23 protein-coding genes are annotated in these 18578 nt (G+C 63.8%); 16 read left to right on the top strand and 7 right to left on the bottom strand.

From position 1 onward, the window contains the following. The 3 genes from rho to hemE form a co-directional block, all read right to left on the bottom strand. A partial coding sequence (gene rho / locus ACREC7_RS11440) for a transcription termination factor Rho (protein ID WP_431555817.1) occupies window positions 1-686 on the bottom strand: 686 nt, incomplete at its 3' end. Window positions 687-925: 239 nt separating this feature from the next. Next, window positions 926-1357 (bottom strand): protoporphyrinogen oxidase HemJ, encoded by a 432-nt coding sequence (hemJ, locus tag ACREC7_RS11435; protein WP_431555816.1) that lies wholly within the window; start codon window positions 1355-1357, stop codon window positions 926-928. Between the two features lie 8 nt (window positions 1358-1365). Beyond that, complete coding sequence (hemE, locus tag ACREC7_RS11430) at window positions 1366-2412, bottom strand: uroporphyrinogen decarboxylase (RefSeq protein ID WP_431555815.1); 1047 nt, start codon at window positions 2410-2412, stop codon at window positions 1366-1368. Between the two features lie 431 nt (window positions 2413-2843). On the opposite strand from hemE, the gene ACREC7_RS11425 reads away from it, so the two are divergent. The 5 genes from ACREC7_RS11425 to dnaQ are packed head-to-tail and all read left to right on the top strand — an operon-like array spanning window position 2844 to window position 6529. Beyond that, window positions 2844-3674 carry a pyruvate, water dikinase regulatory protein gene (locus ACREC7_RS11425; protein WP_431555814.1) on the top strand — a complete coding sequence of 277 codons (831 nt, stop codon included), beginning with the start codon at window positions 2844-2846 and terminating at the stop codon, window positions 3672-3674. 49 nt (window positions 3675-3723) lie between these two features. Beyond that, on the top strand, window positions 3724-4347 hold the full coding sequence (locus tag ACREC7_RS11420) for a Maf family nucleotide pyrophosphatase (RefSeq protein WP_431555813.1): 624 nt from the start codon (window positions 3724-3726) through the stop codon (window positions 4345-4347). A 6-nt stretch (window positions 4348-4353) separates the two neighbouring features. Next, the gene (locus tag ACREC7_RS11415) at window positions 4354-5187 is read left to right on the top strand and encodes a shikimate dehydrogenase (RefSeq protein WP_431555812.1); all 834 of its coding nucleotides are present in this window, start codon (window positions 4354-4356) and stop codon (window positions 5185-5187) included. Continuing rightward, a complete protein-coding gene (coaE, locus tag ACREC7_RS11410) occupies window positions 5187-5804 on the top strand; it encodes a dephospho-CoA kinase (protein ID WP_431555811.1) in 618 nt (205 codons plus the stop codon). The genes ACREC7_RS11415 and coaE overlap by 1 nt, the downstream gene beginning before the upstream one ends. A gap of 20 nt (window positions 5805-5824) precedes the next feature. Further along, window positions 5825-6529 carry a DNA polymerase III subunit epsilon gene (gene dnaQ / locus ACREC7_RS11405; protein ID WP_431555810.1) on the top strand — a complete coding sequence of 235 codons (705 nt, stop codon included), beginning with the start codon at window positions 5825-5827 and terminating at the stop codon, window positions 6527-6529. On the opposite strand, the gene secB is transcribed toward dnaQ, so the two are convergent. Next, window positions 6526-7095, bottom strand: a complete 570-nt coding sequence (gene secB, locus ACREC7_RS11400; protein WP_431555809.1) for a protein-export chaperone SecB — start codon at window positions 7093-7095, stop codon at window positions 6526-6528. The two genes, dnaQ and secB, sit on opposite strands and share 4 nt — an antisense overlap. 158 nt (window positions 7096-7253) lie before the next feature. Between secB and ACREC7_RS11395 the strand changes: the two genes are divergently transcribed. From ACREC7_RS11395 to ACREC7_RS11375, 5 genes are all read left to right on the top strand, one after another. After that, the gene (locus ACREC7_RS11395) at window positions 7254-7388 is read left to right on the top strand and encodes a hypothetical protein (protein ID WP_431555808.1); all 135 of its coding nucleotides are present in this window, start codon (window positions 7254-7256) and stop codon (window positions 7386-7388) included. After that, the gene (locus ACREC7_RS11390) at window positions 7381-8109 is read left to right on the top strand and encodes a Tim44/TimA family putative adaptor protein (RefSeq protein ID WP_431555807.1); all 729 of its coding nucleotides are present in this window, start codon (window positions 7381-7383) and stop codon (window positions 8107-8109) included. Before ACREC7_RS11395 ends, ACREC7_RS11390 begins: the two co-directional genes overlap by 8 nt. Next, window positions 8084-9289, top strand: coding sequence for a murein transglycosylase A (mltA, locus tag ACREC7_RS11385; protein ID WP_431555806.1), 1206 nt, complete (start codon window positions 8084-8086; stop codon window positions 9287-9289). The genes ACREC7_RS11390 and mltA overlap by 26 nt, the downstream gene beginning before the upstream one ends. Before the next feature lie 3 nt (window positions 9290-9292). Then, window positions 9293-9883, top strand: coding sequence for a Smr/MutS family protein (locus tag ACREC7_RS11380; protein WP_431555805.1), 591 nt, complete (start codon window positions 9293-9295; stop codon window positions 9881-9883). Window positions 9884-10026: 143 nt separating this feature from the next. Beyond that, window positions 10027-11550, top strand: a complete 1524-nt coding sequence (locus ACREC7_RS11375; protein WP_431555804.1) for a serine hydrolase — start codon at window positions 10027-10029, stop codon at window positions 11548-11550. On the opposite strand, the gene ACREC7_RS11370 is transcribed toward ACREC7_RS11375, so the two are convergent. The 3 genes from ACREC7_RS11370 to hslV form a co-directional block, all read right to left on the bottom strand. Further along, window positions 11537-12721: a hypothetical protein gene (locus ACREC7_RS11370; RefSeq protein ID WP_431555803.1), complete on the bottom strand. Its 1185-nt coding sequence runs from the start codon at window positions 12719-12721 to the stop codon at window positions 11537-11539. The two genes, ACREC7_RS11375 and ACREC7_RS11370, sit on opposite strands and share 14 nt — an antisense overlap. Window positions 12722-12757: 36 nt before the next feature. Continuing rightward, window positions 12758-14065, bottom strand: coding sequence for an ATP-dependent protease ATPase subunit HslU (gene hslU, locus ACREC7_RS11365; protein ID WP_431555802.1), 1308 nt, complete (start codon window positions 14063-14065; stop codon window positions 12758-12760). A gap of 175 nt (window positions 14066-14240) precedes the next feature. Further along, on the bottom strand, window positions 14241-14798 hold the full coding sequence (gene hslV, locus ACREC7_RS11360) for an ATP-dependent protease subunit HslV (RefSeq protein WP_431555801.1): 558 nt from the start codon (window positions 14796-14798) through the stop codon (window positions 14241-14243). A gap of 110 nt (window positions 14799-14908) precedes the next feature. On the opposite strand from hslV, the gene hisB reads away from it, so the two are divergent. From hisB to ACREC7_RS11330, 6 genes are all read left to right on the top strand, one after another. Then, complete coding sequence (gene hisB / locus ACREC7_RS11355; protein WP_431555800.1) at window positions 14909-15523, top strand: imidazoleglycerol-phosphate dehydratase HisB; 615 nt, start codon at window positions 14909-14911, stop codon at window positions 15521-15523. A gap of 40 nt (window positions 15524-15563) precedes the next feature. Beyond that, window positions 15564-16067, top strand: a complete 504-nt coding sequence (locus ACREC7_RS11350; protein WP_431555799.1) for a DUF2628 domain-containing protein — start codon at window positions 15564-15566, stop codon at window positions 16065-16067. 4 nt (window positions 16068-16071) lie between these two features. Then, window positions 16072-16722 carry an imidazole glycerol phosphate synthase subunit HisH gene (gene hisH / locus ACREC7_RS11345; RefSeq protein ID WP_431555798.1) on the top strand — a complete coding sequence of 217 codons (651 nt, stop codon included), beginning with the start codon at window positions 16072-16074 and terminating at the stop codon, window positions 16720-16722. A gap of 241 nt (window positions 16723-16963) precedes the next feature. Beyond that, on the top strand, window positions 16964-17710 hold the full coding sequence (gene hisA / locus ACREC7_RS11340) for a 1-(5-phosphoribosyl)-5-[(5-phosphoribosylamino)methylideneamino]imidazole-4-carboxamide isomerase (RefSeq protein WP_431555797.1): 747 nt from the start codon (window positions 16964-16966) through the stop codon (window positions 17708-17710). 10 nt (window positions 17711-17720) lie between these two features. Further along, window positions 17721-18353, top strand: coding sequence for a hypothetical protein (locus ACREC7_RS11335; protein ID WP_431555796.1), 633 nt, complete (start codon window positions 17721-17723; stop codon window positions 18351-18353). Between the two features lie 9 nt (window positions 18354-18362). Then, window positions 18363-18578: HisA/HisF-related TIM barrel protein (locus tag ACREC7_RS11330; RefSeq protein WP_431555795.1), on the top strand; the 216-nt coding region annotated here is incomplete at its 3' end.

Genomic DNA, 18578 nt, shown 5'->3' with positions numbered 1-18578 from the left:
CAGCCCTTCACCGAGCGCTGCATGTCGGTCACTTCCTCGGGCCGCTCGTCGATCAAGAGCACGATCAGATAGCACTCCGGGTGGTTGGCGGTGACCGAGTGGGCGATGTTCTGGAGGATCACGGTCTTGCCGGTGCGCGGCTGCGCCACGATCAGGCCGCGCTGGCCCTTGCCCAGCGGCGCCACGATGTCGATGACGCGGCCGGTCTGGTCCTTGCTCGTCGGCTTATCGATCTCCATCTGCATCCACTCGTCGGGATAGAGCGGCGTCAGATTGTCGAAGTGGATCTTGTGGCGCTGCTTCTCGGGGTCGTCGAAATTGATGGTGTTGACCTTGAGCAGCGCGAAATAGCGCTCGCCCTCTTTCGGGCTTCTGATCTGGCCTTCGACCGTGTCGCCGGTGCGCAATCCGAACCTGCGGATCTGCGACGGCGAGACGTAGATGTCATCCGGCCCGGCGAGGTAATTCGAATCGGGCGAGCGCAGAAAGCCGAAGCCGTCCTGCAATACCTCGACCACGCCGGTGCCGGTGATGTCGACGTCACGGGCGGCTAGTTGTTTCAGGATCGCGAACATGAGCTCCTGCTTGCGCATGGCGCTCGCGTTCTCGACGGCGACCTCCTCGGCGAAGCTCAACAGCTCCGTCGGCGATTTCGTCTTGAGGTCCTGCAGTTTCATTTCCTGCATGCAAAGCTACTCCAAACGGGGGATGGTTGATTTCTGAAGGGTTCCACACGCGTTACGCATGCGGGCATTTCGTGGAAGGGGGAATTTGCCTCGGGCTTGAGGCAGGACTTAAGCCTGATCCGCGCCGGGTTGACCCAATTTTTCAAGGATTTTTCGGGTCGCGACGGCGTTCCCGGAGCGGATGCGACTCATCTTATAGCAGACCAGACGGGCGGGCGGAACAGGCTTACCAAGGCCGGTCAAAATGGCCGCACGACCACCAAAATCACGATGCCGATCATGAGCAGCGTCGGCACTTCGTTTACCATGCGGTAGAAACGCGCGTCGTGCGTATTGCGGTCTAACGCGAAGTCCTTGGTCCATTTGGCCAGCATGCCGTGAAAGGCCGAGAGCAGAAGAACCAACGCGAGCTTCGCATGAAACCAGCCATCGGCCGACCAATCGATCAATCCGGACAAGGCGAGGGTGAGCCCGAGGATCCAGCTCGCGATCATGGCCGGCGTGGTGATGAGCCGGAGCAATCTCCGTTCCATCACCTTGAAGGTCTCAGACTGCTCCGAGCCCTTGGCGCTGGCCGCATGGTAGACGAAAAGCCGCGGCAAATAGAGCAGCCCTGCCATCCAGGCGATGATCGCGATGACGTGGAAGGCCTTGATATAGGACAGCGGCATGTCGATTGCTAGGCCTTGCCCTTTACCAACTCGACAAGGCGCGCGACATGCTCCGGCGGCGTGTCGGGCAGAATGCCGTGGCCGAGATTGAACACGAACGGCGCGCCGCCAAGCGTGTTGAGGATGGTAGTGACGCGGGCCTCCATAGGCTCGCCGCCGGCAAGCAGCAGCAGCGGATCGAGATTGCCTTGCACCGGCAGCCGCGCTTGCAGCGTCTCGCGCATGAAGGAAAGCGGCATGGACGTGTCGCAGCCGATGGCGTCGATCCCGGTTTCCCGCGCGTAGGTTTCAGCCTGCGCGCCGGCGCCGCGGGGAAAACCAATGATTGGCACGTCAGGGGCTTCCGCTTTGACACCAGCCACGATGGACCGAGTCGGGGTGCTGCACCAGCGGGCGAACTCATTTTCGGGCAGGCTTCCAGCCCAGCTGTCGAAGATTTGTAGGACGCGGGCTCCAGCCTTCACCTGGCCGAGCAGATAGGCGACCGATGTCTCGACCAGAAGATCGATGAGGCTCTGGAAAGAGGCCGCATCGCGATAGGCCCAAAGCCTTGCTTGCGCCTGGTCCTTGCTACCCGCACCCTCGACCATATAGGTGGCCACGGTCCACGGTGCGCCGCAAAAGCCGATCACCGGAACTCCTGACGGAAGCTCCGTGACCACAAGCCGCAAGGTCTCATACACTGGGGCAAATCGCGCTTCAGCCGCAGCCCGGTCGAGCCTCGCCAGACCCTCGGCGCTTCGCACCGGCTCGAGCTTCGGGCCTTCGCCCTCGACAAACTCGACCTTCTGCCCGAGGGCATACGGCACCATCAAAATGTCGGAAAAGACGATCGCCGCATCGAGATCAAACCGCCGCAAGGGCTGCAGCGTGACTTCCGCGGCAAGCTCGGGATTAAGGCAAAGTCCGAGGAAGGAGCCGGCCTTGGCCCTCACCTCCCGATATTCAGGCAGGTAACGCCCAGCCTGGCGCATGAGCCAGATTGGCGGTGGATCGACAGTCCTGCCGCTCAAAGCTGAGATGAGCCGGTCTTGGGACAGATGTGGACGCAACATGGCTTTCTCAAAACATCATAAGAGAGTCTTAAATTAGTTTTCTGTTTCTTCTATTAGCGCGTGATTAGCGGACATTCAGCGCTGTCACCAGTCTGTCGACAGAGAAAGAGCGCGTCCGCCCCATACGTTTGACCTCCGAAAATTCGCCCTGTGGGCAAAGGCTGGAGGAGTCTTGCGGGAAAGACCGCAAGACTCTGGATTCCAGGCAGCCACGCCGGCTGTGCAGGAATTTCGGATAGGCTGTGGGGAGCAGCCTTCTTGGCTTGGGGAGGAGGAAAGGTATTGTGACGGGCCGTCTCGCAGGCGTCATTTTCTCGACACAAGCGAATCTGTGAAGAAGTCATGCGCCTTGTTCCGCTTGGCCAGGGATGAGCGGGGGGTGCTCCGGCAGTTGCTCCGTTAATCATTCGCAGTTATCCAGAGGCATCGCCATGGATGCTCCCCGCACTTTCCACCTGCACATGATCTCTGACGCGACCGGCGAGACGCTGGTGGCGGTCGCCAAGGCGGTGCGGGTGCAATATTCCCAAGCCCGTGCCATCGAGCATATTCACCCGCTGGTGCGCAGCAAACGCGAGCTCGAGCGCGTGCTTAAGGACGTCGAGGCCAATCCCGGCATGGTGCTTTATACCATCATCAATCAGGAGCTTGCCGAGCAGCTCGAGCAGACCTGCAAAAAGCTGAACGTTCCGTGCGTCCCGGTGCTGAAAAGCATCCTGCAAGTGTTCGAGTCTTATCTTGGCATGTCCTCGATTCCGACGGTCGCGGGCCAGCATGTGCTCGATGCCGACTATTTCCGGCGCATCGAGGCCCTCAACTTCACCATGCTGCATGACGACGGCCATTTGCCGGAGAATCTCGACGATGCCGACATTCTCCTGATCGGCATCAGCCGCACCTCGAAGACGCCGACCAGCATCTATCTCGCCAATCGCGGCTACAAGACCGCCAACGTGCCCCTGATCCCTGGCGTGCCGCTGCCGCCGAAACTCGAGACGCGCACCAACGCTTTCGTCGTCGGCCTGGTGGCAAGCGCCGAGCGCATCTCCCAAGTCCGCCAGAACCGCGTGCTGGAACATGCCGCCTCGCATCTTGACGCCTATGTCGACCGCGAGGCGATCGCCGCCGAGATCGCCGAGACGCGGCAGCTCTGCGCCCGGCGCGGCTGGCCGGTGATCGACGTCACGCGCCGCTCGATCGAGGAGACCGCCGCCGCCATCCTGCGCCTCTATCACGATCGCGGAGCGCCGGTGCTCGAATGACGGACTTCGTCCGTGTTTGGATTTTCGATTTCATGACCGAGCGGCGCGCATGAGTGAATTCCTGCAAAGCGGCAAGCCGCCGCTGATCCTCGCCTCGTCGAGCAAGGTGCGCGCCCGCCTGCTCGAAGCCGCAGGCCTTGCCTTCAGCGTCCAACCGCCTGGCCTCGACGAGCACATCATGCGCCAGGCGGTCGGCAGCACAGGGGCGTTGAGCCCGCAGGACGTGGCCGAAGTGCTCGCCCGCGCCAAGGCAGAGGCGGTGAGCGAGCTCGTGCCGGGGGCCTTCGTCATCGGTGCCGACCAGGTGCTTGCCTTTGGCGGCCGCATCATCAACAAGCCGGACAGCATGGAAGCGGCGCGAAAGGAACTGCTCGATCTTTCGGGCAAGAGCCATACTTTGCACAGTGCAGTGGCGCTGGCCAGCAAGGGCGGAACCGTGTGGGCGCATAGCGAGAGCTCGACGCTCCTCATGCGCGAGCTCTCCCCGCAATTTATCGGCGGCTATCTCGCAGCGGCCGGTGAGGAGGTTCTGAGCTCGGTCGGGGCCTATCAGCTCGAGGGTCTCGGGATTCAGCTGTTCGAAAAGATCGACGGCGATTATTTCTCCATTCTCGGCCTTCCGCTGTTGCCGCTGCTCGCGGCGCTTCGGCGCGAAGGCGCCATCGATGGCTAGGGTGCCATGAAACGCGCCTGCGTCATCGGCTGGCCGGTCGCCCATTCGCGCTCGCCCTTCATCCACCGCTATTGGCTGAAGCTTTACGGGCTCGATGGCGCGTACGAGCTAGAGGCGGTGCGGCCGGAAGAGATCGGCGGTTTTTTGAAGGGCCTTGGGCAACGCGGCTATGCAGGCGCCAACGTGACGCTGCCGCACAAGGAGGCGGCGCTCGCCGCCTCCGATCGCCCGGATGAAGCCGCGACCGCCATCGGCGCGGCGAATACGCTTTGGCTCGACGCCAACGGCCTGCTTCATGCGAGCAACACCGACGCCTATGGCTTCATGACGCATCTCTCCGCCGAGGCGCCTGATTGGAACGCGGACGGGCGCCCGGTGATGGTGCTTGGCGCAGGGGGTGCCGCGCGCGCCATCCTGCATGGGCTGCTCGAGGCAGGTGCCACGAAAATCCAGCTCGCCAACCGGACGGAGGATCGCGCCGAGGCCTTGGCCAAGGCCTTTGGTTCCCGCGTCGTTGTCGTCCCCTGGGAGGACCGGAACACGGCGCTCGGTGCTTGCGGGCTCCTGGTCAACGCCACGAGCCTCGGCATGACCGGTAAGCCGCCGCTCGACCTCGACCTTTCCGCGCTTCCCGTGGATGCGACCGTGGCCGACATCGTCTACAGCCCGCTGCAAACGCCGCTTCTCGCCGCGGCAAAAGCGAGGGGAAACCGCACTGTCGACGGGCTCGGGATGCTGCTCCATCAGGCGGTGCCGGGCTTCGAGCGCTGGTTCGGGGTGCGCCCGGAGGTGACGCCCGAGCTTCGCGCTCATGTCGCCGCCCATCTCGGGGCGTCCTGATGCTGGTCATCGGACTGACCGGCTCGATCGGCATGGGCAAGTCGGCTGCTGCTGCGCATTTCCGGGCGCGGGGCGTGCCGGTCTGCGATGCCGATGCCGAAGTGCACCGGCTCTATGAGGGCGAGGCCGTGCCGGCGGTCGAAGCGGCCTTTCCGGCCGCGGTGCGCGGCGGCAAGATCGACCGGGCGCTGCTCGCGCAACAAGTGGCCGGATCGCCTGCGAAGCTGAAGCAGCTCGAGGGCATCGTTCATCCCATGGTGGTCAGGGCCGAGATCGATTTTCTGCGCAAAGCGGAGAAGCGCGGTGCTGCGCTCGCCGTGCTCGAGATCCCGTTGCTGTTCGAGACGGATGCTCATTCTCGGGTCGATGTGAGCGTCGTGGTGAGCGCGCCGGAAGAGGTGCAGAGGGCGCGCGTGCTCGCCCGCCCGGGCATGACGCAGGAAAAGCTCGAAGCGCTGCTCAAGCGGCAACTGTCGGACAAGGAAAAGCGCGCCCGCGCCGACTTCGTTGTGGACACGGGAACGACGTTGGCAGACATGGGGCGGCAGATCGATAAACTGATCGAGTCGCTCAAGGGCCGCGAAGGCCGCGTCATGGAGCGGCTGCGAAACCTCTAAAAACCAAGGAACGATGCTTCTTGCGCGAGATCGTGCTCGATACCGAAACCACGGGGCTTGATCCCGCGTCCGGCCATCGCATCGTCGAGATCGGCTGTGTCGAGCTGATTAATTGCATCCCGACCGGAAAAGTGTGGCACTGCCACCTCAATCCCGAGCGCGACATGCCGCAGCAGGCCTACGAGGTGCACGGGCTCTCCGTCGAGTTCCTGTCGACCAAGCCGCGCTTCCAGGAGCGCGCCGACGATCTCATCGGCTTCATCGAAGGCGCCATGCTGGTCATGCATAACGCGGCCTTCGACTTCGCCTTCCTCAATGCCGAGCTCGAGCGGCTCGCCCGCCCGCTCATTCGCTGGGACCGGGTGGTGGATACGCTGGCGCTCGCGCGCCGCAGGCACCCAGGCTCGCCATGCAGCCTCGATGCCTTGTGCAAGCGCTATGGCGTCGATCTCTCCGAGCGCGAAAAGCATAGCGCGCTCCTCGATTGCCGCCTGCTGGCCTCGGTCTATGTGGAGCTCGTGGGCGGCCACCAGGCGCGCCTCGAATTTGCGGCGAACGGCGCTTCTGCGGCCCTGCTCACCACCATCGCCTCGGGGGCGAGGGCGCGCCCGATTGCGCTTGCCCCGCGTCTCACGCCTGAGGAGCGGCTGGCGCATGAGGCCTTCGTGGCGAGCCTCGGCGATGACGCCTTGTGGCGGCCGGTGCTGTTCGCGCTTGCCGGTTAGTTGTTCGCCTGGCCCTGCCCGCGGCCAAGGTTCTGCGAATAAAGCCTGGCGAAATCGATAGGGTCGAGCATCAGCGGTGGATAGCCGCCGTCGCGCGTGATGTCGGCAAGCACGCGGCGCGTGAAGGGAAAGAGAAGCGCCGGGCAATCGACGAACAGGACCGGCTGCAGCAGGTTCTGGGGCACGTTGCGCAGGCGGAAAAGCCCGGCATAGAACAGCTCGACATTGTAGATGACGCCAACGTCGCTCTTGGCATGAACGTCGATATTCAACACCACTTCGTAGGTCTCTTCCGACTGGCTGGCGACGTTGACATTGACCGTGACTTGCAACTGCGGATTTGGCGGAGGGTTTTGCAGCGTTTGCGGCGCGTGCGGGCTCTCGAAGGAGAGGTCCTTGATGTATTGGCCGAGCACGTTGAGCTGGGGGCCGGCGGCTGGTGCTGCGCCCTCAGGGGCCGCGGCCTGAGCGCCCGCCCCCTCGCCCCCGGGCTTGCCGTCACCTCCGGGCAGGCCGTCGCCATGGCGCTTGCCTGCTGGTTGAGGGCTTTCCGTCTTCTTGGCCATGAGGCTTGGGTCCGGCTTGGAGGAGGGCCCTTCGCTAGCATGGCATGCCCAGACCCTGCAATCTGTCGCATGATACTCGTCCGCTAGCGAATTTCGCTCTCGGCTTTTTTGGGGGTTGGCTAAGGTGCCGTGAATGCCTTAAGTTGAGCTTGCGCGACATGGGTGAGGTGGTTGTGTTCCACACGCCTGAGGCTCCCGCTAGCAAATCTCCAGGTGCGAACCAATATGAGCCTGGAGAGTTCCGCAATTATCGCGGGTCTACCATCAACGCGGGTGGCGGCAAGGATGAGTGAAGCCTTCGATATCTATACTCTGCTGTTTCTGGTGCTGGCGGTCGTGATCTTCATCCGGCTGCGCAATGTGCTCGGCCGGCGCACGGGCAATGAGCGCCAGCCCTTCGATCCTTATGCGACACCGGATCAGAAGCGGCCTCAACCGCCGAAAACCAACGAGCCGGTGGTGGCGCTGCCGCGTGGCCGCTCGGCGCCGCTGCCGGAGGCCGCCGGGCCCTCGGTTGAGGATATCGAGGCGCGGCTCGGCAGCCATGCGCCGAAGGACAGCCCGCTCGCCCGCTCGCTCACCCAGCTGATGCGCGTCGATCCGAGCTTCGATCCCGGCCAGTTCCTCGACGGCGCCAAGACCGCCTATGAGATGATCGTCATGTCCTTTGCCGAGGGCGACGAAGCCTCGCTGAAGCAGCTCCTGGGCACCGAGGTGTTCGAGGGCTTCGAAAGCGCCATTCGCGAGCGCGAGACGCGCGGCGAGAAGGTCGAGTCGAACCTCATCGGCATCAACAAGACCGACATCATCGAGTCCGACGTCAAGAACCGCACCGCCTACGTCACCGTCAAATTCGTGAGCGAGCTCATCTCGGTGACGCGCGACGCCGAAGGCGAGGTGGTGGAAGGCGACCCGAAGAAAGTGCGCGAGGTCACCGACATCTGGACCTTTGCGCGCGACATCACCTCCAAGAACCCGAACTGGAAGCTTGTCGCGACCGAGTCGGCGAACTGACCCCCATATCGGCGCTGCCTCGATCTACGGCGCTATAGCCGGCGCATTGCTGCTTGCCGCAATCGCTGCCACCATCGCGATTTATCTGCTGCTGCGGGAAACGCGCGTGGAAGAGACGGGCATCAGCTTCGCGCCGGTGAGGTTTGCCGACGTGCAGGGCTGGCAGGACGACGACCAGGCTGCTGCGTTTCAGGCCTTGCTCAGGTCCTGCGCCAAGATCAAGCGCGACAGCGCTTCGGCCGAGGCTTGCGCCGCGGCGAAGGATTTGGCGGCGCGTGGCCAGGTGTCGCGCGATGCGGCGCGCATCTTCTTCGAGACGCACTACACGCCGCACAAGATCGTCGGCGCGCCGAACAAGGGTCTGGTCACCGGCTATTACGAGCCCGAGATCGACGGCGCGCCCAAGAAGAGCGACAAGTTCCCGGTGGCGGCCTACGGGCGCCCGGACGATCTCGTTTCGGTCAGACCCGACGAGACGCGCGCGAAAGACTCCGCCGACGGCACGCTGACCGCGATGCGCAAGACCGACGATGGGCTCGTGCCCTTCTACACGCGCGAGGAGATCGACGAGGGCGCGCTTGCCGGTCGCGATCTCGAACTCGTCTATCTCGATCCGGTCGAGCTGTTCTTCATGCAGGTGCAGGGCTCAGGCCGCGTGCGCCTTCCCGACGGCACGCATCTGCGGCTCGGCTATGCCACCAAGAACGGCCATCCCTACACCTCGATCGGCAAGAAGCTGCTCGAGCTCGGGGAGAGCAAGCCGAAGTCGATGACGATGCAAGGCATCAAGGACTGGCTTCGCGCCGATCCCGAGCGCGGCAAGAAACTGATGTGGGAGAACAAGTCCTATGTGTTCTTCCGCCTGCTCGACGGCAAGCAGGGAGAGGATGGCCCGATCGGCGCGCAAGGCGTGTCGCTCACGCCGGGGCGGAGCCTCGCCGTCGATCCATCGTTTCATCGGCTTGGGCTGCCGGTGTTCGTCGAGGCGCCTGAGCTCAAGGGCGACGGCGCGCCGTTCCGCCGGTTGATGATTGCGCAGGACGTTGGCTCCGCCATCAAAGGAGTTGAGCGCGGCGACATCTATTGGGGCTCCGGCGACGAGGCCGGCGCCATCGCCGGCAAGACGTTGGCGCCGGCGGAGTTCATCGTGCTCCTGCCGAACGCGGCACCGGGGGTGTGAGGCGTGGGCGGGCAAGGCGACGATGAGGACCAAGCGCTGTGGAAGAAGGTGGTCGAGACCGCCGCTCCGCTGAAGCGGGGCCGCAATACGGCGGCACCAAAACCTCGCAAGATTGCTGCGCCGGTCGCCAAGGCGAAACTGCCGCAGGGTCCCCGTCCGATTAAGCCAGCGCTGAGGTCGGCACCAAAGCCAAGTCACGTGCCGCGCGCCGAGCCGCTCGACCGGCAGATTTCGCGTCAGCTCGATAAGGGACGGCTAGAGGTCGAAGCGCGGTTGGACCTGCACGGGCTGCGACAGCGCGACGCGCATGCCCAGCTCCGGCGATTCCTCAAGACCGCGCAGGCGCGGGGCTTGCGCCATGTGCTGGTGATCACCGGCAAGGGCGTCGACCAAGCTGCGAGCAAGAGCTTCTACCAGGAGGACGAGCGAGGCGTGTTGCGCAACGCCGTGCCGCATTGGCTGGCGGACCCTGAGTTCGCTGCGTTGGTGGTGAGCTTCTCGCAAGCACCGCGCCGCCTCGGAGGGGGTGGCGCGCTCTATGTGCGGCTGCGACGCCCCGCTAGGTATACTGATCGGGCGCCGAAACCGCGTTGATGCTAAATCTCCCGCCGGTTGGCTTGAATTGGAGAATTGTCATGATGAGCATACCAAGTCGCAGGGACGTCATGGCGGCGATCCAATCGCCTGTTGGACCACACTCCTCATTTCGCCTCCTAGGCGTCTCGCTTCGGCTCTTGATGGTCGTGGCACTTTTCGGCGTCGCCGTACCCGACCAGACGCGGGCACAGGAGCGCGCGCAATCACAACCGAGCGTGGAGGAACGCATCCAGGCGCTGAGTCCGGATCTGGAACCCTACGTTGCCGGCGGGATGAAGGCGTTTGACGTGCCGGGCCTCGCCATCGGCATCGTTGCCGGCGACAGACTGGTCTATGCCAAGGGCTTCGGCGTACGCAGCAAGAGCGGTGGCGGGCCGGTCGATACGCGCACGATCTTCCAGATCGGCTCGACCACCAAGGCGTTTCTCGCCGCGACCGAGGCCATCATGGTCGATCGCGGCAAGTTGCGGTGGGACGACCGCGTCGTCGATCTCGATCCGGAGTTCCAGTTGAAGGATCCTTGGGTGACGCGCGAGTTTCGCGTCTTCGACCTGCTCGCTCAGCGCTCCAGCCTTCCAGGCTTCGTCAACGACATGCTTGCCATGTACGACTTCGACGACGCGGCGCTTATCCGCTCGCTGCGCAACGTCGAGCCGGTGTCGAGTTTTCGCACGACCTTCGCCTACACCAACATCACGCATCTTTTGGCCAGCCGGATCGTGGCTAAAGCCGCGGGCGTATCCGATTGGACTGCGGTGCTTCAGCAGGAGCTGCTCGACCCCCTCGACATGAAGGACTCATCCTACACGGCCGAAGCCATCGAAGCGGCGGCCAACCATGCCAACGGCCACCGCTGGACGCCGCAAGGCTCGATCGAGGTGCCTTTCACGCCGATTTTTCCTTATCACCTGGACGGGGCGGGCGACATCAACACCAACGTCGAGGATATGGCGCGCTGGGTCCGCTTCCAGCTCGGCAACGGCACGTTCGAGGGACGCCGCGTCGTCTCGCCGGAGAACCTCGCTTATACGCGGAGGCCGATGGTGGCGGCGAGCGACCAAGCGTCCTACGCGCAAGGCTGGTACGTCTATCCGACGCCGGGGGGCAACATCCTATGGCACGACGGAGACGCGCTGAGCTTCGGCTCCTTCGTCGGCCTGGTCCCTGACCGAAATGTCGGTGTCGTCATTCTTACCAACATCACGGATAATGGCTTTCAGATCGCGCTCGCGATGTGGATCTTGGACCGGATTCTCGACAATCCCAAAGTCGACCATGTGGCGAACAGCCGAGTGCCGGCCACAACCAGTTTCGAGACCAAGGCCAAGCTGTTTGCCAAGCCTGCCGATCCGCGGCCATTCCCGCCGCTCGCACCGCTCGCCGGCAAGTTCGTCAATCCGAGCTTCGGCGAGGCCGAGATCACACTGCAAGGTGAGGCGCTGGTCATGGAGGTGAGAGCGACCGGCGCCCAACTCAGGCTCGAGCCTTGGGACGGCAACGTCTTCCTCGCCAGCCTCATGCCGACTGGCCGGTTCGGGCCAATCGTCGATCTAGGCTACATGACGAGGGGATTTGCCCAGTTTCAGATGGGCAAGGACGGCAAGCTCGATCAGCTTCGCCTCTCCACCGAGGATGGTCAGGCCTATGAGTTCACCCGCGAGTGAGCGCTGCGCAACGCCTTTTTATCGTGCTCATGGTCGCCTTCTTGCTGTTCCCTCGCCGGTTCGCTTTGTTCATGGTGGGGGAACGATTCGCTGACCTCCCGAGTGGAATGTTGACCGGGTTACCTTCCGCGTCGCTGATGAAGGTCATCACACGATCGGTGTCGTCCGGCTTCAGTCGCTCCACGGGGTAACCTGTTAGGACTGAGAGCATGTGGGCGTATGCCGTCTGATTCCAATCGTCGAAGACGGGTTTGCTGGAGAGACCCATCAGGGGCATCTGCATCACCTCCACCGCGCCATTGAATTCGGTCATGATGTATTTCGGAGTGCGGTTCAGCAGGGTCGCCTTGTAGAATGCCTTCGCCGCCAGCTCATCAAATTGGATCGGATGCAGCTTGCGTTTGCCGTCCCGCCTGAGCAGGTCTCCGACCGAGAGGTCAATCGCTCCGCCATCACTCAACGTGACTATGCCGCGGTTGCCGAGCCTTAGCGAAACACTCAATCCGAAGAGGTTGTCCTTGAAGTCGAACTGCAGCTCCTGATTCCTAGGCGACTTAAGATCGAATAGGAACGCGGAACCCGGAATCCGCTCTTCCCCTTCCGCGGTGAACCTGATGGGAAAGCGTAGACCCTGAATGAGGAAGTGCGTCATGTTGAACATATCGTGCATCTCGCGAGGCAATATCGCACGGCCTCTTGGATAGCGCCGATTAAGCGGCAGCAGCCTTTCCGCGTAGACGATGCCAAGGAGTATTTTGTTGGCCCAGATATAGATGTCCTTGAGATCGCGGCGGGCTTCTGCAATCGGGCTCTCGAAAAGCAGACTCCGGACCCGCTTCTCAAGCTTCGAAAGATGTACGTTGTTACACGTTGGACAGCACGGCACGGTGAGCTGCCGGTACGGGATCTGCGTGCCGTTCAGAAGCGTCAGACACTGGTTAGCCATACCGAAGCGCTTCTGAAGCCACAGAGGGAAGACGTGTTCACGGGTGTGACTGCCGCGTAACAGCTGGCCGCAATAGAAGCATCGCTTGCCCGAATAAATGCGTTCCGACAATGCGTACAGGCTGTGCTGCCGCCCCGGCCGATCCATATCGGCCTTCGCAGCGCCCCGCTTGGCGGCGGCCTTCTTTGCCGCCTTCGCCGACGTCTTGGGCGCCGGGCTGGCCATTGTGTTCACTCCAACTGATAGACTGGCCGTGACACCCTACAAAATAAACTTCGACAGGTCGGCGTTCTTGGCGAGGTCGCCGATATGGCCGCGCACGAAGGCGCCGTCGACCACGATCTTCTCGCCCTGCTTGTCGGTGGCGTCGAAGGAGATGTCGTCGAGGATGCGCTCCATCACCGTTGAAAGTCTCCGGGCGCCGATATTCTCGACATTTGAGTTCACCTCGGCGGCGATGTCGGCGATGGCGTCGATGGCGTCAGGCGTGAACTCAAGCTCGACGCCTTCAGTGCCCATCAGTGCGATGTATTGCCTGATCAGGCAGGCCTTTGGCTCGGTCAGGATGCGACGGAAATCGTCGCGGGTTAGCGCGCGAAGCTCGACGCGGATCGGCAGCCGCCCCTGCAGCTCCGGCAGAAGATCGGAGGGCTTGGCGGCGTGAAACGCGCCTGAGGCGATGAACAGCACATGATCGGTCTTCACCGGCCCGTATTTGGTGCCGACCGTGGTGCCCTCGATCAGCGGCAGGAGATCGCGCTGCACGCCTTCGCGGCTCACGTCGGCGCCGATGCGTTCGGAGCGCGCGCAGATCTTGTCGATCTCGTCGAGGAACACGATACCGTTGTTCTCGACGTTGCGGATCGCTTCCTGCACCGTGGTGTCGTTGTCGATCAGCTTGTCAGACTCTTCCGCCAAAAGGATTTCGAAGCTGTCGCGCACTGTGACCTTGCGCGGCTTGGTGCGATGGCCGAAGGTCTTGCCGAGCACCTCGCTTAAATTGATCATGCCGACCTGGCTGCCGGGCATGCCGGGGATCTCGAAGGCGGGCATGCCGGCGCCGGTATCGGCGACCTGGATCTCGATCTCGCGGTCGTCGAGCTCGCCGGCGCGTAAGCGCTTGCGGAAGCTGTCGCGGGTGGAAAGACTGGCGCCGGCGCCGACCAGGGCGTCGATGACGCGCTCCTCGGCGTTGAGCTGCGCCTTGGCCTCGACCTCTTTTCGTTTGGCGTCGCGCACGAGCCCGATGCCGGCCTCCAGAAGATCGCGGATGATCTGATCGACGTCGCGGCCGACGTAGCCGACCTCGGTGAACTTCGTGGCCTCGACCTTGATGAAGGGTGCGCCGGCAAGCTTGGCGAGGCGGCGCGAGATCTCGGTCTTGCCGACGCCGGTCGGCCCGATCATCAGGATATTCTTGGGCAGGACCTCCTCGCGCAGCTCATCGTCGAGCTGCTGGCGGCGCCAGCGGTTGCGCAGCGCAATGGCCACGGCGCGCTTGGCGTCGCGCTGGCCGACGATGTGGCGGTCAAGCTCGGAGACGATCTCGCGTGGGGAAAAACTGGTCATGACTGGACTCGCCGCTAGCTCTCCCCTCCCCCCTTGAGGGGGAGGGATAGGGAGGGGGGTTCAAACGAAGGACTCGTTGCGATGCTTACCCCCCTCCGCGCGCCAAAGAGGCGCGCGTGCTCCCCCGCAAGGGGGGAGCGGGAGAATAGTGAGCTCATTTTACGCAAACCGATACTCATTGCTTCGAGTCGAGGGTCTCGAGGACCACCTCGTTGTTGGTGTAAACGCAGATGGTGGCAGCAATGGCCATGGCCTTTCGCGCGATCGCTTCGGCGTCGAGATCGGAGTCGAGCAGCGCACGGGCGGCGGCGAGGGCAAAATTGCCGCCTGAGCCGATGCCCATGACGTTGTCGTCCGGCTCGAGCACGTCGCCCTTGCCGGTCAAGACCAGGCTCTCGTCGGCGTCGGCAACGATCATCATGGCTTCGAGGTGGCGGAGATAGCGGTCGGTGCGCCAATCCTTGGCGAGCTCGACGCAAGCCCGCTTGAGCTGATCGGGAAAGCGCTCGAGCTTGGTTTCAAGCCGCTCGAACAGGGTAAAGGCGTCGGCGGTGGCGCCGGCGAAGCCGGCGATGACATTGCCGTTGCCGACGCGGCGCACCTTCTTGGCGTTGCCCTTGATGATGGTCTGGCCGAGGGTGACCTGGCCGTCGCCGGCGATCACCACCTTGCCGCCCTTGCGGACGGTGAGGATGGTGGTGCCGTACCAGGTGTCAGGGGAGGAGTGGCTCATTGCTGCACTGCGATATCGGCATGGCGGGGCCGTTCGTCAAGCGCTATAACCCCCTCCCTCATCCTCAGGAGTGAGGGGATTGGTTAAGAGCCCGGCATTAGACTGAACCCATGCAGAAGCCAACCACAGCCCAAGCAAAGCGGACCGCGACCGTCGAGCGCCGCACCAAGGAAACCGCGATCACGGCGACCGTCGATCTCGACGGTACCGGGACCTATGCGGTCGAGACCGGAGTCGGCTTTCTCGACCACATGATCGAGCAGCTCGCGCGGCACTCGATGATCGACATCTTCCTGAAGGCTAAAGGCGACCTCCATATCGATCAGCACCACACCACCGAGGATAGCGGCATCGTGCTCGGCCAGGCGGTGGCAAAGGCGCTCGGCGACAAGCAGGGCATCGCCCGCTACGGCTTTGCCTATCTGCCCATGGACGAGACGCTCACCCGCGTCGCCATCGACGTCTCGGGGCGCCCCTACCTCGTGTGGAAGGTCGATTTCCCCCGCTCGAAGATCGGGGAGATGGACACCGAGCTGTTCCGCGAGTGGTTCCAGGCCTTCGCCCAGCATGCCGGCATCACGCTGCATGTCGAGACGCTCTATGGCGAGAATAGCCACCACATCGCCGAGACCTGCTATAAGGCGCTCGCACGCGCGCTCCGCCAGGCAGTTGCCATCGACGAGCGCCAGGGGAGCCGCGTGCCCTCGACCAAAGGCCAACTTTAGGCCTCGGGGCAACCAACTGCCTCATCGTCAGTGACGTGTCGTGACGCTCTATTCGGTTTATGAGCCGCCAGGCGAAGCGCGAGACCCCGAAGAACGGGCCGAGGCGCTCGTGTTCGTCAGGCACGGCTTCTCCTGGCCCGCGCTGTTGGTGCCGGGGCTGTGGCTGCTCTATCAGCGCATGTGGCTTGAGCTGGTCGCCTTCGTGGCCCTGTTCGCCCTGCTCGGCTGGGTGTTCGACCCGAGCGACGCCCAGGGGCAAACCCTGTTCGGATGCTTGAGCGTGGCGCTCATCGTGCTGTTCGCCTTCGAGGCCAACGACCTGCGCGGCGCGGCGCTCGAGCGGCAGGGATATACGCAAATGGGCACGGCCATCGGCGCCGGCCGCGATGCCGCCGAGCTTTCCTTCCTCCAGACCTGGCTTCCACGGCAGGAAAAGGGACGAGAGCGGCCGCCGCCGCCCGAGAGGCCAGGCAATGCCGGCATCCCGGCGCCAAAGGGAAGCGGCGAGGCAGAGGGGGTGATCGGGCTGTTCCCGACCCCGTAAGCCCATGCACGTCGCCATCATCGACTACGGCTCAGGCAATCTGCACTCCGCCGCCAAGGCGTTCGAGCGCGCCGCGCGGGAGGGAGGGTCCGAGCTCGCCATCAAGGTCACCGCCCACCCGGAGGACGTAGCCGATGCCGACCGCATCGTGCTCCCCGGCGTCGGCGCCTTTGCCGACTGCAAGCGGGGGCTTGAGGACGTCCCCGGCATGATCGACGCGCTGGAGGAAGCCGTGCAAGAGCGCGGCAAGCCCTTCCTCGGCATCTGCGTCGGGCTCCAGCTCATGGCCGAGCGCGGGCTCGAGCATGGGGTGACGCCTGGCCTCGGCTGGATCAAGGGCGAGGTGCGTGCCATCGCGCCTTCGAACCCTGACCTCAAGGTCCCGCATATGGGCTGGAACACGCTGCGGGTGGGGCGTGGGCACAGACTGCTCGAAGGCATTCCCACCGGCGAAGACGGGCTGCACGCCTATTTTGTGCACTCCTATCACCTCGTCCCTAAAGAGAAGGACGATCTCGTGGCGAGCACCGATTACGGCGGCCCGATCACCGCCTTCGTCGCCAAGGACAACATGGCAGGCACGCAGTTCCACCCGGAGAAGAGCCAGAAGCTCGGGCTCGCGTTAATCGCGAACTTCCTGCGATGGAAGCCGTGACGCTCGAGAGCCGCGAGTTGCTCCCCGCTCCCCCCTTGTGGGGGAGCAAGCGCGCTATTTGGCGCGCGGTGAGGGGTAAGCGGCGGAGCCGCGTCCAAAATAACAGCTACGCCTCACCCTTTCCGCCATGCGACTTGCGCTACGCGAGGCGCAAGAGCGCCGCGCGCAAGGTCGCGGCGGAAAGCCCTCTCCCACAAGGGGAGAGGGGACTTGCTACTAGAGCCGCGCAGGGAATGCCGTCATGATCCTGTTCCCCGCCATCGACCTGAAGGACGGAAAATGCGTCCGGCTGCGCCAGGGCGAGATGGATCAGGCGACTATCTTCAACACCGATCCGGTGGCTCAGGCGCAAAGCTTCGAAGCGCAGGGCTTCGAATGGCTGCACGTGGTCGATCTGAACGGCGCCCGCGAAGGCAGGCCGGTGAATGCCGAAGCGGTCGAGGCGATCGTCAAGACGGTCAACATTCCGGTGCAGCTCGGCGGCGGCATCCGCGATCTCGACACCATCGTGGCCTGGCTGGAAAAGGGCGTGGTCCGCGTGATCCTCGGCACCGCCGCGGTGCGCGATCCCAAGCTCGTATGCAAGGCGGCGCATGAGCTCTCCGGCTGCATCGCCGTCGGCATCGACGCCCGCGACGGCAAGGTCGCGGTGGAAGGCTGGTCGGAGACGAGCGAGATGACCGCGCTCGAGCTTGCCCACCGCTTCGAGGACGCCGGCGTTGCCGCCATCATCTATACCGACATCGCGCGCGACGGCGTGCTTGCCGGGCTCAATCTCGATGCCACCGCGGCGCTAGCGCGGGCGACGTCGATACCGGTGATTGCGAGTGGCGGTCTTGCCTCGATCGACGACGTGCGCGCCCTGCTCCATCCGGACTATGCGAGGCTCGAAGGCGTCATCGCCGGCCGTGCGCTCTACGACGGCAGGCTCAACCCGGCAGAGGCGCTAGCGCTGATCGCGGCGAGCCGGAAGCCGCATCACGCTTGAACCCGCGCCCATGCGCCTGCGCACCGTCTTCATCCTCCTCCTGATTGTCGTGCTGCTGATTGGGCTTGGGCCGGCGCTGCTCGCTGTGGCAAGCCAGGAGGTCGCCGAAGCCTTCGGCTGCCAGGTCGATCTCAACCGGGTGATCCCGTGCGTGATCGGCGGCAAGGATTACGGCCAGACCTTTTACGATCTCGGCTTCTTGATCTGGTATTCCTACTTCAGCATTCCCGTAGGTCTCGTGTTGCTCGGCGTGTGGGCCGTGGCGGCCCTCGTCGTTTTCGCGCGTTCGCGGCGAAGAGACGGACGCCCGGTAGACGCGCCGGCGGTCTCGCCGGGACGATCCTTTTTGCGCGGGTCGGCGATCGCCATTCTGCTAGCGCTGTCGCCGATCGCCATCACATACACCGCCGGGTTCGTCGCAACGCGGATCGGCTGCGATCTCAACGAGGTCTCAGAGCACCCCTGTACGTTGCTCGGCATCAATGTCGGCCCCCTGCTGCAAACCCTGAGTCAATCGGTGTGGTTCATTTCGCTGACCGTGATGGCAGGGCTGCTGGCGCTGATCGTTCTCTTCATCGTGTGGATCGCGCGCGTGGTAAGAGCGCGCCGCGCGAAAGTGGACGCGACCGGCGAGAACGCGTAAGTCTCCGCCATGCTGAAGGTTCGCGTCATTCCCTGCCTCGATGTGAAGGACGGCCGCGTCGTCAAGGGCGTCAACTTCGTCAATCTGCGCGACGCCGGCGATCCCGTCGAGGCCGCGGCGGCCTATGACGAGGCCGGCGCCGACGAGCTCTGCTTCCTCGACATCACCGCAAGCCATGAGAACCGCGAAACCATCTTCGACGTGGTGGAACGCACCGCGGAGCGC

Origin of the sequence: Methyloceanibacter sp., assembly GCF_050728395.1 — a bacterium.
Taxonomy (GTDB): Bacteria; Pseudomonadota; Alphaproteobacteria; order Rhizobiales; family Methyloligellaceae; genus Methyloceanibacter.
Note: the sequence above shows the minus strand (reverse complement) of the source record. Positions and strands in the feature narration are given on the sequence as shown.

What these genes read in the sequence shown, in the direction of transcription:
- secB (WP_431555809.1), bottom strand. Translation starts at nt 7,095, where the DNA reads ATGGCCAAGAAGACGGAAAGCCCTCAACCAGCAGGCAAGCGCCATGGC.
- hslV (WP_431555801.1), bottom strand. Translation starts at nt 14,798, where the DNA reads ATGAGCCACTCCTCCCCTGACACCTGGTACGGCACCACCATCCTCACC.
- ACREC7_RS11425 (WP_431555814.1), top strand. Translation starts at nt 2,844, where the DNA reads ATGGATGCTCCCCGCACTTTCCACCTGCACATGATCTCTGACGCGACC.
- ACREC7_RS11395 (WP_431555808.1), top strand. Translation starts at nt 7,254, where the DNA reads ATGGGTGAGGTGGTTGTGTTCCACACGCCTGAGGCTCCCGCTAGCAAA.
- ACREC7_RS11390 (WP_431555807.1), top strand. Translation starts at nt 7,381, where the DNA reads ATGAGTGAAGCCTTCGATATCTATACTCTGCTGTTTCTGGTGCTGGCG.
- coaE (WP_431555811.1), top strand. Translation starts at nt 5,187, where the DNA reads ATGCTGGTCATCGGACTGACCGGCTCGATCGGCATGGGCAAGTCGGCT.
- ACREC7_RS11370 (WP_431555803.1), bottom strand. Translation starts at nt 12,721, where the DNA reads ATGGCCAGCCCGGCGCCCAAGACGTCGGCGAAGGCGGCAAAGAAGGCC.
- ACREC7_RS11415 (WP_431555812.1), top strand. Translation starts at nt 4,354, where the DNA reads ATGAAACGCGCCTGCGTCATCGGCTGGCCGGTCGCCCATTCGCGCTCG.
- hemJ (WP_431555816.1), bottom strand. Translation starts at nt 1,357, where the DNA reads ATGCCGCTGTCCTATATCAAGGCCTTCCACGTCATCGCGATCATCGCC.
- hisH (WP_431555798.1), top strand. Translation starts at nt 16,072, where the DNA reads ATGCACGTCGCCATCATCGACTACGGCTCAGGCAATCTGCACTCCGCC.
- hisA (WP_431555797.1), top strand. Translation starts at nt 16,964, where the DNA reads ATGATCCTGTTCCCCGCCATCGACCTGAAGGACGGAAAATGCGTCCGG.
- hemE (WP_431555815.1), bottom strand. Translation starts at nt 2,412, where the DNA reads ATGTTGCGTCCACATCTGTCCCAAGACCGGCTCATCTCAGCTTTGAGC.
- hisB (WP_431555800.1), top strand. Translation starts at nt 14,909, where the DNA reads ATGCAGAAGCCAACCACAGCCCAAGCAAAGCGGACCGCGACCGTCGAG.
- ACREC7_RS11335 (WP_431555796.1), top strand. Translation starts at nt 17,721, where the DNA reads ATGCGCCTGCGCACCGTCTTCATCCTCCTCCTGATTGTCGTGCTGCTG.
- ACREC7_RS11420 (WP_431555813.1), top strand. Translation starts at nt 3,724, where the DNA reads ATGAGTGAATTCCTGCAAAGCGGCAAGCCGCCGCTGATCCTCGCCTCG.
- hslU (WP_431555802.1), bottom strand. Translation starts at nt 14,065, where the DNA reads ATGACCAGTTTTTCCCCACGCGAGATCGTCTCCGAGCTTGACCGCCAC.
- ACREC7_RS11375 (WP_431555804.1), top strand. Translation starts at nt 10,027, where the DNA reads ATGGTCGTGGCACTTTTCGGCGTCGCCGTACCCGACCAGACGCGGGCA.